Below are 13690 nucleotides of genomic sequence, written 5' to 3' on the forward strand. Positions count from 1 at the left end.
CTTTCATCACTCGCCGGCGACTGCCGGCCCGCCGGTATTGCCGCGGCGGTTGCGCCGCTTCTCGCCCCACACGCGGAACCGGTCCATGTACAAGTAGACGACCGGCGTCGTATAGAGCGTCAGCACCTGCGACACGATCAGGCCGCCGGCGATCGCGATCCCGAGCGGCGCGCGCAGCTCGGCGCCGTCGCCGCTGCCGAACGCGAGCGGCAGCGCGCCGAGAAGCGCCGCCATCGTCGTCATCATGATCGGGCGGAAGCGCAGCAGGCACGCCTCGTGGATCGCGTCGAACGACGATTTCTGGTTGTTGCGCGTCTGGTCGATCGCGAAGTCGACCATCATGATCGCGTTCTTCTTCACGATGCCGATCAGCAGGATCACGCCGATCAGCGCGATGATGCTGAACTCGGTCTTGAACAGCAGCAGCGCGAGCAGCGCGCCGACGCCGGCCGACGGCAGCGTCGACAGGATCGTGATCGGGTGGATGTAGCTCTCGTACAGGATCCCGAGCACGATGTAGACGGCCAGCAGCGCGGCGAGGATCAGGATCGGCTGGTCGTTCATCGACTGCTGGAACGCCTGCGCGGTGCCCTGGAAGCTGCCGACGATCGTCGGCGGGACGCCGACCTGCGCCATCGTCTGGTAGATCACCTGCGTCGCCTGCGACAGTGACACGCCCGGCGGCAGGTTGAACGAGATCGTCGTCGCGACGAACAGCCCCTGATGGTTGACTGACAGCGGTGTCGTGCTCGGCCCGAACGTCGCGATCGCCGACAGCGGAATCATCGTCGACTTCGACGTCGATACCGACGCGCCCGACGACGCGCTCGACTTGCCGCTCGCCGCGATCGAGTTGAGCGCCTGGTTGCGCGCGGAATCGGACGCGATCGCCGCGGCGCTTTGCGTGGCCGTGCCGGCGCTCGACGTGCCGGCCGACGTCGCGACATAGGTGCCGGCCGCCGCGTTGGTGGTCTGCGAGCCGTTCGCGCTGCCGCCCGACGTGCTGATCCACACCTGGTTCAGCATCTCGGGGCTCTGCCAGTATTTCGGCGCGACTTCCATCACGACGTGGTACTGGTTCAGCGGGTTGTAGATCGTCGAGACCTGGCGCTGGCCGAACGCGTCGTACAGCGTGTTGTCGATCTGCGCGGGCTTGATGCCGAAGCGCGCGGCCGTCGCGCGGTCGATCGTCACCATCGCCTCGAGGCCGCCTTGCTGCTGGTCGGAGTTCACGTCGGTCAGCTCCGAGCGCTTCTGCAGCGCCTCGGTCAGGATCGGCCCCCACTTGTACAGGTCGGCGCTCGAATCGCCGAGCAGCGTGAACTGGTACTGCGCGTTGCTCTGCCGGCCGCCGACGCGGATGTCCTGCGCGGCCTGCAGGAACGTGCGCGCACCCGCGACGTCCGCCAGCGGCGGGCGCAGCTGCTGGATCACCTGGTCGGCCGACAGCTTGCGCTCGGTGCGGTCCTTCAGCGTGACGAACATGAAGCCCGAGTTGGTCTGCGTGCCGCCGGTGAAGCCCGCGACGCTCTTCACGTTCGGGTTGCTCTGCACGATCCGCATCATCTCGGAGAACTTCAGCTTCATCGCCTGGAACGACGTCGACTGGTCGGCCTGGATGCCGCCGATCATCAGCCCGGTGTCCTGCTGCGGGAAGAAGCCCTTCGGCACGACGATGTACAGGTAGACGTTCAGCCCGATGGTCGCGAACAGCGTCAGCAGGATCAGCAGCGGCCGGCGCAGCGCCCACGACAGCGAGCGCTCGTAGCCGCGCTGCATGCGCGAGAAGCCGCGCTCGAGGAAGCGCCCGAAGCGGCCTTCGCTTTGCGGGTCGTGCGACTCGGGCAGCAGGCGCGCGCACATCATCGGCGTGACCGTGAGCGACACCGCGAGCGACACGGCGATCGCGAGCGACAGCGTCAGCGCGAATTCGCGGAACAGGCGCCCGACGATGCCGCCCATCAGCAGGATCGGCAGGAACACCGCGACGAGCGAGATGCTCATCGACAGCACCGTGAAGCCGACCTCGCGCGCGCCGTCGAACGCGGCCTGCATGCGCGACTTGCCGTTCTCGATGTGCCGCGAGATGTTCTCGAGCACGACGATCGCGTCGTCGACGACGAAGCCGGTCGCGACGATCAGCGCCATCAACGACAGGTTGTCGATCGAGAAACCGAGCAGGTACATCGCGCCGAACGTGCCGATGATCGAGATCGGTACCGCGACACTCGGGATCAGCGTCGCGCGCCAGTTGCGCAGGAACAGGAACACGACCATCACGACGAGGCTGACCGCGATCAGCAGCGTGTGCTCGGTGTCCTTCAGCGACGCGCGGATGGTGGTCGAGCGGTCGAGCACCGGCGTGACCGTGATGTCGGCCGGCAGCGACGCGGTGAGCTGCGGCAGCGCCGCGCGCACGCGGTCGATCGTGTCGATGATGTTCGCGCCGGGCGAGCGGTAGAGGATCACGAGCACCGCGCGCTTGCCGTTCGACAAACCGAGGTTGCGCAGATCCTCGACCGAATCGACGACGTCCGACAGGTCGGACAGCCGCACGGCCGAGCCATTGCGGTAGGCGACGACGAGGTCGCGGTATTGCGACGCCTGGGAGGCCTGGTCGTTCGTATAGAGCTGGTAGTGCTGCGGGCCGAATTCGATCGCGCCCTTCGGCGCGTTGGCGTTCGCGGAAGCCAGCGCCGCGCGCACGTCCTCGAGGCCGATCCCGTAGTGGAACAGCGCCTGCGGTTCGAGCTCGACGCGCACGGCCGGGTTCGCGGAGCCGCTCACCGTGACCTGGCCGATCCCGTCGATCTGCGACAGCGACTGTTGCAGCACCGTCGACGCGGAGTCGTACAGCTTCGCGGGCGACGACGTTTCCGACGTCAGCGACACGATCATGATCGGCGAATCGGCCGGGTTGACCTTGCGGTAGGTCGGGTTGCTCTTCAGCGCGGCGGGCAGGTCGGCGCGTGCCGCGTTGATTGCGGCCTGCACGTCGCGCGCCGCGCCGTCGATGTCGCGGTTCAGGCCGAACTGCAGGATGATCCGCGCATTGCCGACCGTGCTCGTCGACGTCATTTCGGACACGTCGGCGATCGAGCCGAGGTGCCGCTCGAGCGGGCTCGTCACGCTGGTCGCGACCGTTTCCGGGCTCGCGCCCGGCAGCGACGCCTGTACCGAGATCGTCGGGAAGTCGACCTGCGGCAGCGGCGACACCGGCAGCTTGATGAACGCGAACAGGCCCGCGAGCGCGACGCCGAGCGCGAGCAGCGTCGTCGCGACGGGGCGGGTGATGAAGGGGCGCGACAGGTTCATGTCGGCACTCGCTGGGCCGCCGCGTGTTCCGACGGATGCGTTTTCGGGAGATGGGGGGGCTGCGCCCCCCCACGCGAACGAAGTGAGCGTGGGGGTCGTTTCATTTACGCATCCGTGCGCGTGTCGGCACCGGGGCCGTGGCGTTCGAACCAGCCGCGCACGCGGCGCGCGAGCGAGTCGAAGCCGAGGTAGATCACGGGCGTCGTGAACAGCGTCAGCACCTGCGACACGATCAGGCCGCCGGCGATCGCGATCCCGAGCGGCTGGCGCAGCTCGGAGCCCGCACCGGAGCCGACGATCAGCGGCACCGCGCCGAGCAACGCGGCGAGCGTCGTCATCAGGATCGGCCGGAAGCGCAGCAGACACGCCTGGTAGATCGCCTCGCGCGGCGGTTTGCCTTCGACGCGTTCGGCTTCCAGCGCGAAGTCGATCATCATGATCGCGTTCTTCTTCACGATACCGATCAGCAGCACGATGCCGATGATCCCGATGATGTCGAGGTCGTGCCCGGTGATCATCAGCGCGAGCAGCGCGCCGACGCCGGCCGACGGCAGCGTCGACAGGATCGTGATCGGGTGGATGTAGCTCTCGTACAGCACGCCGAGCACGATGTACATCGTGATGACCGCCGCGAGAATCAGGAACAGCTGGTTCGACAGCGATGCCTGGAACGCGAGCGCCGCACCCTGGAAGCGCGTCTGGAACGACGCGGGCAGGTTGATGTCCTTCTCCGCGGCCTCGATCGCCTTGACCGCTTCGCCGAGCGACGCGCCCTGCGCGAGGTTGAACGAGATCGTCGTCGACGGGAACTGCGACAGGTGCGCGACCAGCAGCGGCGACGGCCGTTCGTGGAACGACGCGATCGACGACAGCGGCACCTGGCCGCCACCGGCCGACGGCAGGTAGATGTCGTTCAGCGATTGCGCGTAGTGCTGCTCCTTCGGCTCCGACTCGAGAATCACGCGGTACTGGTTCGACTGCGTGAAGATGGTCGACACGATGCGCTGGCCGAACGCGTCGTACAGCGCGTTGTCGACGGTCGCCGGTGTGATGCCGAAGCGCGCGGCGCTCGCGCGGTCGATCTCGATGTACACCGACTGGCCGTTGCTCTGCAGGTCGGTCGCGACGTCGGCGAGCGACGGCTCCTGCTGCAGCCGCGCGACGAGCTTCGGCACCCAGGTCGCGAATTCGTCCGAGTTCGGGCTCGTCAGCATGAACTGGTACTGCGTCGGGCTGACGGTCGAATCGATCGTCAGATCCTGCACCGACTGCATGAACAGCGAGATGCCGGTGATGTTCGACACGCGGTGCTGCAGGTTGCGGATGATCTGCGCGGCCGTTTCGGAACGGTCGTCGCGTGCCTTCAGGTTGATCAGCATCCGGCCGCTGTTCAGCGTGATGTTGCTGCCGTCGACGCCGATGAACGACGTCAGGCTGTCGACGTTCGGATCCTTCAGGATCTCGGCCGCGAGCGCCTGCTGGCGTTCGGCCATCGCGCCGTACGAAATCGACTGCGGCGCCTGCGTGATCGCCTGGATCACGCCGGTGTCCTGCGCGGGGAAGAAGCCCTTCGGCACGTACACATAGAGCAGGGCGGTCAGCCCGAGCGTCAGCAGCGCGACGACGAGCGTCGAGCGCTGGCGGTTCAGCACCCATTCGAGCGCGACCGCGTAGCGCGCGATCACCCAGTCGATTGCGCGGTGCACGCGTGCCTCGAAGCGGTGGCTCTCGGGCGGCGGCGAATGGCGCAGCAGCTTCGCGCACATCATCGGCACGAGCGTGAGCGACACGATCGCCGAGATCACGATCGTCACCGCGAGCGTGATCGCGAATTCGTGGAACAGGCGCCCGACCACGTCGCCCATGAACAGCAGCGGGATCAGCACCGCGATCAGCGACACCGTCAGCGAGATGATCGTGAAGCCGATCTGCCGGGACCCTTTCAGCGCGGCCTCGAGCCCCGTTTCGCCTTCCTCGACGTAGCGCGCGATGTTCTCGATCATCACGATCGCATCGTCGACGACGAAGCCGGTCGCGATGGTGAGCGCCATCAGCGACAGGTTGTTCAGCGAGAAGCCGGCCATGTACATCACCGCGAGCGTGCCGATCAGCGACAGCGGCACCGACAGGCTCGGGATGATCGTCGCGTAGACGTTCGCGAGGAACAGGTACATCACGAGCACGACGAGCGCGACCGCGAGCAGCAGCTCGAACTGCACGTCGCGCACGGCCGCGCGGATCATCGTCGTGCGGTCGGTGACGATCTCCACGTCGAGCGCGGCCGGCAGCGTTTCCTGCAGCTTCGGCAACTGCGCCTTGATCGCGTCGACCGTCTGGATCACGTTCGCGCCGGGCTGGCGCTGCACGTTCAGGATGATCGCGGGGTCCGAATTCACCCACGCGCCGAGCTTGGTGTTCTCCGAGCCGGCGACGACCGTCGCGACGTCGGTCAGCATCACCGGGCGGCCGTTCTTGTACGCGACGACCGCGCTGTTGTACTGGTCGGCGCTCGTCAGCTGGTCATTCGCGTTGATCGTGTACGCGCGCGTCGGGCCGTCGAAGTTGCCCTTCGGCGTGTTCACGTTCAGGTTCGAGATCGTCGTGCGCAGGTCGTCGAGGTTCATCCCGTACTGCGCGAGGGCGGTCGGGTTCGCCTGGATCCGCACGGCCGGGCGGTTGCCGCCCGACAGGCTGACGAGACCGACGCCCGCGATCTGCGAGATCTTCATCGCGAGGCGCGTGTCGGCCAGGTCCTGCACCTGCGTGAGCGGCAGCGTCTTCGACTTGACGGCGAGCGTCAGCACCGGCGCATCGGCCGGGTTGACCTTCGCGTAGATCGGCGGGGCTGGGAGGTCGGACGGCAGCAGGTTGCCGGCCGCGTTGATCGCGGCCTGCACTTCCTGTTCGGCGATGTCGAGCGGCAGGTCGAGCGAGAACTGCAGCGTGATCACCGACGAGCCGGCCGAACTCTGCGACGACATCTGGTTCAGCGACGGCATCTGCCCGAACTGGCGTTCGAGCGGCGCGGTGACCGACGAGGTCATCACCTCCGGGCTCGCGCCCGGATAGAAGGTCTGGACCTGGATCGTCGGATAGTCGACTTCCGGCAGCGCGGCGAGCGGCAGGAAGCGCAGCGCGACGAGACCGGCGAGCAGGATCGCCGCCATCAGGAGCGCGGTGCCGACCGGCCGGAGAATGAAGAGGCGGGATGGATTCATCGAGCGGCCCGCGCGTTATTGGGCCGCTGCTTGCGACGCGCCGTGCTTGTGTCCACCGCGATGGCCGGCCGCGCCCGATGCAGCCGATGCACCCGACGCCGCACCGGCGCCGCGCGCGCCCGACGCACCCTTCGGCTTGTCGGCCGGAATCGAGATCTTCGAGCCTTCGCGCAGGCGGTCGGAGCCGTCGGTCACCACGCGTTCGCCGAGCGTCACGCCGCTGGCGATGCTGGTGCGCTCGCCGTCGACCGGGCCGATCGTGACCTTGCGTACCGTGACCGTGTTGTCGGGTTTCACGACATAGACGAACTGGCCGATCGAACCCGTCAGGACGGCGGACGTCGGCACGATCGTCGCGTTGCGCAGCACGTCGACGAGCAGCCGCGTGTTCACGAACTGATTCGGGAACAGCATGCCTCCCTTGTTATCGAAGTTCGCGCGCAGCTTGACCGTGCCGGTGCTCGTGTCGATCTGGTTGTCGAGCGTCGCGAGCGAACCCGTCTCGAGCGGCACCGTGTTGTTGCGGTTGTAGGCGGTGACCGACAGCTTCTGGCCCGCGTTCACTTGCTTGAGGATCTGCGGCAGGTTGTCTTCCGACGTCGTGAAGATCACGCTCATCGGCTGCAGTTGCGTGATCACGACGAGGCCGTTGGCGTCGCCCGGCGTCACGTAGTTGCCCGGGTCGACCTGGCGCAGGCCGACGCGGCCCGAGACCGGCGCCGTGATGCGCGCATACGTGAGGTTCAACTTCGCGGAATCGATCGCGGCCTGGTCGGTCTTCACCGCGCCTTCGTACTGCTTGACGAGCGACGCCTGCGTATCGACGGTCTGCGACGCGATCGAGTCCTGCGACAACAGCGTCTGGTAGCGCTTCAGGTCGAGGCGCGCCGTTGCGAGCAGCGCCGAGTCGCGGGCGTGCGTGCCTTCGGCGTTCTCGAGCGACACCTGGTACGGGCGCGGGTCGATCTGCGCGAGCACGTCGCCTTTCTTGACGATCTGGCCTTCCTGGAACGACACCGACTGCAGGTAGCCCGACAACTGCGTCTTGACCGTCACGTTCGCGAGCGGCGTCACGGTGCCGAGCGCCGACAGCACGATCGGCATCTCGCCTTGTGTCGCGGTCGCGACCTGTACCGGCTGCGGAACGTTCGCCATCGCAGCAGGGCCGCCGCGGCCGCGATGGCCGCCTGCGCCGCTGGCGCCCGCGCTTTGCGCCGTGCTGCCGGCTGCCGGCGTGCGGTTCCACGGGTGCCACCACAGCAGGCCGCCGATGACGACGACCGCGATCGTCCCGATCATCAGCGTGCGGCGCGGGCGCTGCGCGGCGGGGGACGCGGGGTCTTTCGAAGGGGGCGTGGGCTTTTGTTCGTTATCCATCGTGTTCTGTCAGGAAGACGGCGCGGCGTGCCGGAAATCGGACTGCTGGGCTGCGCGTGGGCGGGCGGGTGACGGGACGGGGTGGCCCGGCTCGGTCCGGGACCCCGCCGACTCGCGCGGGAAAAGAGCGGTGCGCACCGCGAATGCGGCGCGACGATGGGCATGATCCTACGTCCCGTCCCCGTTACAGTCCAGTGGTCTATCTTTCAACGGGTTACTGTCGTTACAGAACGCGACAGGACGGTGACGGAACGATTACACGCTGATGCGCCGGGCCGGAGCGCCGCCGATCTCGCGGGTGATTTTCGCGATGCATTCGTGCAGCGCGGGCACGACGTGTTCCTGCAGCCATTCGGGCGAACACTGGTGCGCCGCGCCGCCGCAATTCACCGAGTAGCGCTGGCCCGACGGGCCGACGAAACCCGCTGCCACCGCATTCAGGCCCTCGCGCCATTCGCCGATCGCGATCGCGTGGCCGTCGCGCATCGCTTCGTCGAGCGCGGGGGTGAGGCGTGCGGACACGTGCGGCCAGTCGTCGCCCGCCGTGGTGCGCAGCGACTCGAGCAGCAGGCGCCGCTCGTCTTCCTCGAGTGCGGCGAGATACGCGCGGCCCACGGCCGTGCGGGCGATATCCATCCGCGAGCCGATTTCGAGGCGCGTGACGAGCACGGCCGAGCGCGGCCGGATCACGTCGATCGCGACCATGTCGAGCCGGTCGCGCACCGCGAGGTGCACGGACAGCGACGTGCGTTCGGCCAGCTCGATCATGAACGGCCGCGAACGCGCGCGAATGTCGAAGTTGCGCAGGAAGCCGTGGCTCAGTTCGAGTACCGACGCGGTGAGCACGAAGCGCTCGCTGTCGGGCAACTGGAACAGGAAGCCGGCACTGACGAGCGTCGCGGTGATGCGCGAGACGGTCGGCTTCGGGATGCCGGTCAATTCGGTCAGTTCGCGGTTGCTGACGGGGGCGTCGGCAGCCGCGATGCGGCGCAGCACGGCGAGGCCGCGGGCGAGGGCGGTGATCTCGTCGGGTGACGATTCACGGTCCCGCGACGCGGGAGAGGTTACAGTTGTCGACACGAGGGATTCTCTCTAATTCCGAAACTCGATTTCAATTTTGTTGGTATTGTAGGACTATTGTCAAAAGATGCATGTTCCGCGGGCGAACCGGTCATTGGATGAGATTTTACGGGTTCACCCTTGGTTTATTAGGAAAACGCTCAAATGAGCGTTGCCGGAAAGTGCATGAGCCGGTGCAAATACCGCTTGACTTGTCGGGCGGAAACGGAAAGAATGTCTCACGTTTTCGAAACATCGTTTCAAGAGTTTAACCGGCAACGATGTTTCGCGCAGTCTCTCAGGTTCTAGCACGGCCCTCGGAATGGCTAGAACTTTTTTAGCGCCACGGTCTCCGTGGCGCTTTTTTTTGCCCGTCTTTTTGACTGTCCGCCCGGACGCGTCAGACCCGCATTATCCCCCGATCCTCGGAAGCGCCCGTCCAACGCCCGTGTGGGCGCGTCCGGCGTGCGCTTGCGCGCGCGACCGGCGCCCCGCACGCGTGCCGCTCACGCGATTCGCTCGCACAAAAAAAAGCGCGATGCCCGCACTGGGCATCGCGCATGAAACGGCGTGGAGCGCCGACGAATGAACGGTGATGAAGAAACGGGGCGCCCGGGTAACGGGCACACTCCCTCGCGCGACCCGGTCAGGCCTTCGCGAGCTTGATGCTGGTCTGCTCGGCCGTCAGGTAGCCGACGCTGGCGCCGAAGCGGTCCTTGAAGTTCGCGCGCACGAGCGGATCGAGCGTCGGCTTGACCTTGTCGTGCAGCGGCGATTCCCAGTCGCCTGCGTGCTGGAAGTTGCTCATGATGTACGTCCAGCCGTTGATCTCGTCGACCGCGTGCAGGCCCGTCGATTCGGCGCCGGCCGGGCACGACAGCACGCGCACCAGCGACTTCGTATCGACGTTGTACGCCCACAGGAAGTTGTTCACGTGCATGCCCGAGTCTTCGCCGATGAACAGCGTGCGCAGCTTTTCGGAGAACTTCAGGTTGTCCGGGTTGGCGATCTTGTCCGGGTTCGCGAGGTTGCCGAGCCCGTCGGCCGCGGCGAGGTCCTCGCCTACGAGCGCGGCCGGCGCGCCCATGTCGACCGGTACCCATTCGCTGTCGATCGCGCCGCCCGTCGTGTCGCGCTGGCTGGCCTTCAGGTTCAGTGCGTAGACGGCACCGGCGGCGATCTTCTTGTCGACCGCGACGTCGCGCGACACCGCATTGCCCTTGACCATCGACGTTTCGATCCGCGACATCGCCGTGTAGACGATCTTGTCCTTCGCGTTCACGGTCGTGCCTTCGAGCTTCGTGAAGCCCATGCTGCCGCCGACCAGCGCCGCATAGCGGTGCGTCTCGAGGAACGCGGCCGCCTTTTCCATCCCCGGCTTTACGCGCATCCAGTTGAACTTGCCGCCGAAGTGGATCTTCGTGTAGCTCGCATCGTTCGGGTCGGCGGTCACCAGGTCCATGATGTCCGACGCCTTCAGCGTGTTCGCGAGCGCTTCTATCTCGCTGCTGGTCGCGTGGCCGATCTTGATCCACGTGAGCGTCGCGGTGCCGGCGCCGGCGGACGACGTCTGCGTCCACTTCGCGACGTACAGCGTGCCGGCCGACAGGTCGGCCGCCTTGTCGGCGACGAACATGAACAGGCCGCCGTTGGTGGCGTCGTCACCCATCATCACGGTGCGCTGGTCCGGCATCACCTGGATCAGCTCGTGCGAGATGCGGCCGAGGCAGTAGTGCTTCTTCACGGTGCCCGAGCCGTCCGGGTTCACGGTGATTTCGGGCAGGTGGCCGTAGTGGTAGGGGTTCGCCTTCGTCTCGTCGCCGAACGTGTTCTTGCTGAACGCCTTGAACTGCGCGTCGGTTGCGACCTTCGTCGCGTCCGGCTCGTATTCCTCGCTCGACAGGTGCGTGCCCCACGGCGACAGGCTCGCGCCGCAGGTGATCCACAGGCCGTGCGCCTTCGACGTGTCGACGTTGTGGTACTTCACGACCTTCAGCGCGCCGGTGGCCGGATCCTGGTCGAGCGAGAGCACCGCGATCGGCGACGGCAGCTGGCCGTACTGCGATGCGCTCGCCTGGTCGCGCGTCGTGTATTCGAACTGCACGACCGCGAACACCGTGTTGCCTTTCACGCCGGGCACGTTCGCGTTCTTCAGCGTCAGCAGCGAGCTGCCGTCCGGGCAGTCGGAATAGAACTGGCGCTCCTTGCCGGCGACCGAGCGATCGATGATCGGCTGGTTGTTGATGTCGTAGTAGCCGCCCGCGAGCGTCGTGCCGCCCTTGCCGTCCGGCACCATGTCGCCCGTCACGAAGAACGGCCGGTACGCGAGCCTGAAGTTGCGCGACGAGCCGTCCGAGAACGACACCGACAGCGTCGAGCCGACCGTCGTCGTGGCCATCGCGGCCGCGTTGTCGAGCGTCGGCGCGGCCATCGCGGAGAACGTCGCCGACGTGTACGCGGCGGCGACCGGGGCCGGCGTCGATGCGGGATTGTCGTCGCCGCCGCAACCCGTCAGCAGGGCCGGCAGCGCGAGACCGGAAAGGGGAAGCATCGGCGCGCCGGCGAGGATCTTCAGGGCCTGACGACGGGAAGCATTGGGCAACGCGGGCATGTGGAGTCCAGTTTCAGTTGTTGGAAGAATGGCCTTCGCGAAGCAGGCGCTCGGCAAGCTTCGCGAAGGCATATTGAAAACTGGACGGAAGTGTAAGGACGCTCGATGAAAGTTTTTTGAATTGAAAACGTAATGATGCGTCGGGCGTTCGTCAGACGGTCAATCGCGCTCCGGTGTCGCCGAGATGCGGTGGATCGACAGGTCGGCCCCGTCGAATTCGGCTTCGCGGCCGAGGCGCAGCCCGACGGTCGCTTTCAGCGCGCCGTAGACGAGCGTGCCGCCCGCAGTCGCGATCGCGATGCCGCCGAGCGTGCCGACCAGTTGCGACAGGAACGACACGCCGCCGAGACCGCCGAGCGCGGGGAGCCCGAACACACCGGCCGCGAGGCCGCCGAGCGCGCCGCACATGCCGTGCAGCGGCCACACGCCGAGCACGTCGTCGATGCGCCACTTGTTCTGCACGCAGGTGAACATCGCGACGAACAGCACGCCGGCGGCCGCGCCCGTGACGAGCGCGCCGATCGGATGCATCACGTCGGAGCCGGCGCACACCGCGACGAGGCCCGCGAGCGGCCCGTTGTAGGTGAAGCCCGGGTCGTTGCGGCCAGCCATCCACGCGGCGAGCGTGCCGCCGACCATCGCCATCAGCGAGTTCACGGCGACGAGGCCGCTGATCTTGTCGAGTGTCTGCGCGCTCATCACGTTGAAGCCGAACCAGCCTACCGCGAGCACCCACGCGCCGAGCGCGAGGAACGGGATGTTCGACGGCGGGTGCGCGGCGATCCGGCCGTCCTTCGCATAGCGACCGTGGCGCGCGCCGAGCAGCAGTACGGCCGGCAGCGCGACCCAGCCGCCGAACGCATGCACGACGACCGAACCGGCGAAATCGTGGAACGGCGCACCGAACGCGTGCGTGAGCCAGGCCTGCACGCCGAAGCGCTCGTTCCACGCCATCCCTTCGAAGAACGGATAGATGAAGCCGACGATGATCAGCGTCGCGACGAGTTGCGGGTTGAACTTCGCGCGCTCGGCGATGCCGCCGGACACGATCGCGGGAATCGCCGCCGCGAAGGTCAGCAGGAAGAAGAAGCGCACGAGCGCATAGCCGTTGTGCTGCGACAGCGTGCCGATGTCGTCGAAGAACTCGACGCCGTACGCGATCGTGTAGCCGATGAAGAAGTACGCGAGCGTCGACACGGAGAAGTCGACGAGGATCTTCACGAGCGCGTTGACCTGGTTCTTCTTGCGGACCGTGCCGAGTTCGAGAAATGCGAAGCCCGCGTGCATCGCGAGCACCATGACGGCGCCGATCAACAGGAACAGTGTGTCGACGCCGGATTTCAGACCATCCATGCCGTGGCTTCCTTGCGCAAAAAACGGGCAAGGAACGCAAGTATCGAGCCAACTTGGTGAACGGCTGCGTGGAGTTGGTGCCTGCGCGCCGCGCGGTGCGGCATTCCGGTGAATCGTGCACGAGGTGAGGGCGCGGCCGGCGACGGTTGGTGGCGGCGCCGGGTGCACGCACGTGGTGCGATGCGTGCTGAACTGGTGCGTGCGGTGGGTGGGGTGGTGCGGCGTGGTGCGCGGCGGTGCATGATGACGCACCCATTTGGCGCGTCAGTGGCGGGCGAACAGCGTGGGCGGCCGGCGCAGCTGCAGCGCGCGTGCCGACCAGTAGGCGGCGACGGCCGACAGGCCGAGCGCGGCGAACGCGAGTGCCGCGAAGCCCGCAAGCGACTGGCCGTCGCCGTCGGGGCCGAGGATGCCTTCCATGACGATCAGCGCGGCCGTCCAGAAACCGATCAACGCCTGCGTGAGCAGGCGCGCGCACGCGATGCGGCGCGGACGCCCGGATTCGGCGAGGCGGCGCGCCGACGGTGCGCGCAGGCAAAGGAAGAGGATGGCGGCGAGCAGCGCGGCCAGGGCGATGAGCCAGTCGACAAGGAAAGCCATAGGAAAAAGGGGGCACGGACAAAGTGGATTGAAGCGTGCCCACTTTAGAGGCGTAGCGCCTGCGATTGAATCAGACAAGTCCGAAATTGAAAGGCATTTTTAATGATGGGTCGTTATTTGGCCTGTTCCACAGGCGGTATCATCGACACCGGTCCAA

General features: G+C 66.7%; 7 protein-coding genes. All 7 read right to left on the minus strand.

The features are described from left to right. Window positions 1-6 precede the first annotated feature (6 nt). On the minus strand, window positions 7-3315 hold the full coding sequence (locus BLA15945_RS08115) for an efflux RND transporter permease subunit (protein WP_059235255.1): 3309 nt from the start codon (window positions 3313-3315) through the stop codon (window positions 7-9). Window positions 3316-3419: 104 nt separating this feature from the next. Beyond that, window positions 3420-6533, minus strand: a complete 3114-nt coding sequence (locus BLA15945_RS08120; RefSeq protein ID WP_174992015.1) for an MdtB/MuxB family multidrug efflux RND transporter permease subunit — start codon at window positions 6531-6533, stop codon at window positions 3420-3422. Between the two features lie 15 nt (window positions 6534-6548). Continuing rightward, window positions 6549-7910 carry an MdtA/MuxA family multidrug efflux RND transporter periplasmic adaptor subunit gene (locus BLA15945_RS08125; protein WP_059235251.1) on the minus strand — a complete coding sequence of 454 codons (1362 nt, stop codon included), beginning with the start codon at window positions 7908-7910 and terminating at the stop codon, window positions 6549-6551. 255 nt (window positions 7911-8165) lie between these two features. Continuing rightward, complete coding sequence (locus tag BLA15945_RS08130) at window positions 8166-8990, minus strand: IclR family transcriptional regulator (protein WP_059235249.1); 825 nt, start codon at window positions 8988-8990, stop codon at window positions 8166-8168. A gap of 625 nt (window positions 8991-9615) precedes the next feature. Beyond that, entirely contained in the window at window positions 9616-11580 is a 1965-nt protein-coding gene (locus BLA15945_RS08135) for a PhoX family protein (RefSeq protein WP_174992016.1), read from the minus strand. Between the two features lie 159 nt (window positions 11581-11739). Further along, a complete protein-coding gene (locus BLA15945_RS08140; protein WP_059235246.1) occupies window positions 11740-12933 on the minus strand; it encodes an ammonium transporter in 1194 nt (397 codons plus the stop codon). 264 nt (window positions 12934-13197) lie between these two features. Further along, window positions 13198-13533 carry a hypothetical protein gene (locus BLA15945_RS08145; RefSeq protein ID WP_174992017.1) on the minus strand — a complete coding sequence of 112 codons (336 nt, stop codon included), beginning with the start codon at window positions 13531-13533 and terminating at the stop codon, window positions 13198-13200. Window positions 13534-13690 lie beyond the last annotated feature (157 nt).

It is taken from the genome of Burkholderia arboris (assembly GCF_902499125.1).
GTDB lineage: Bacteria > Pseudomonadota > Gammaproteobacteria > Burkholderiales > Burkholderiaceae > Burkholderia > Burkholderia arboris.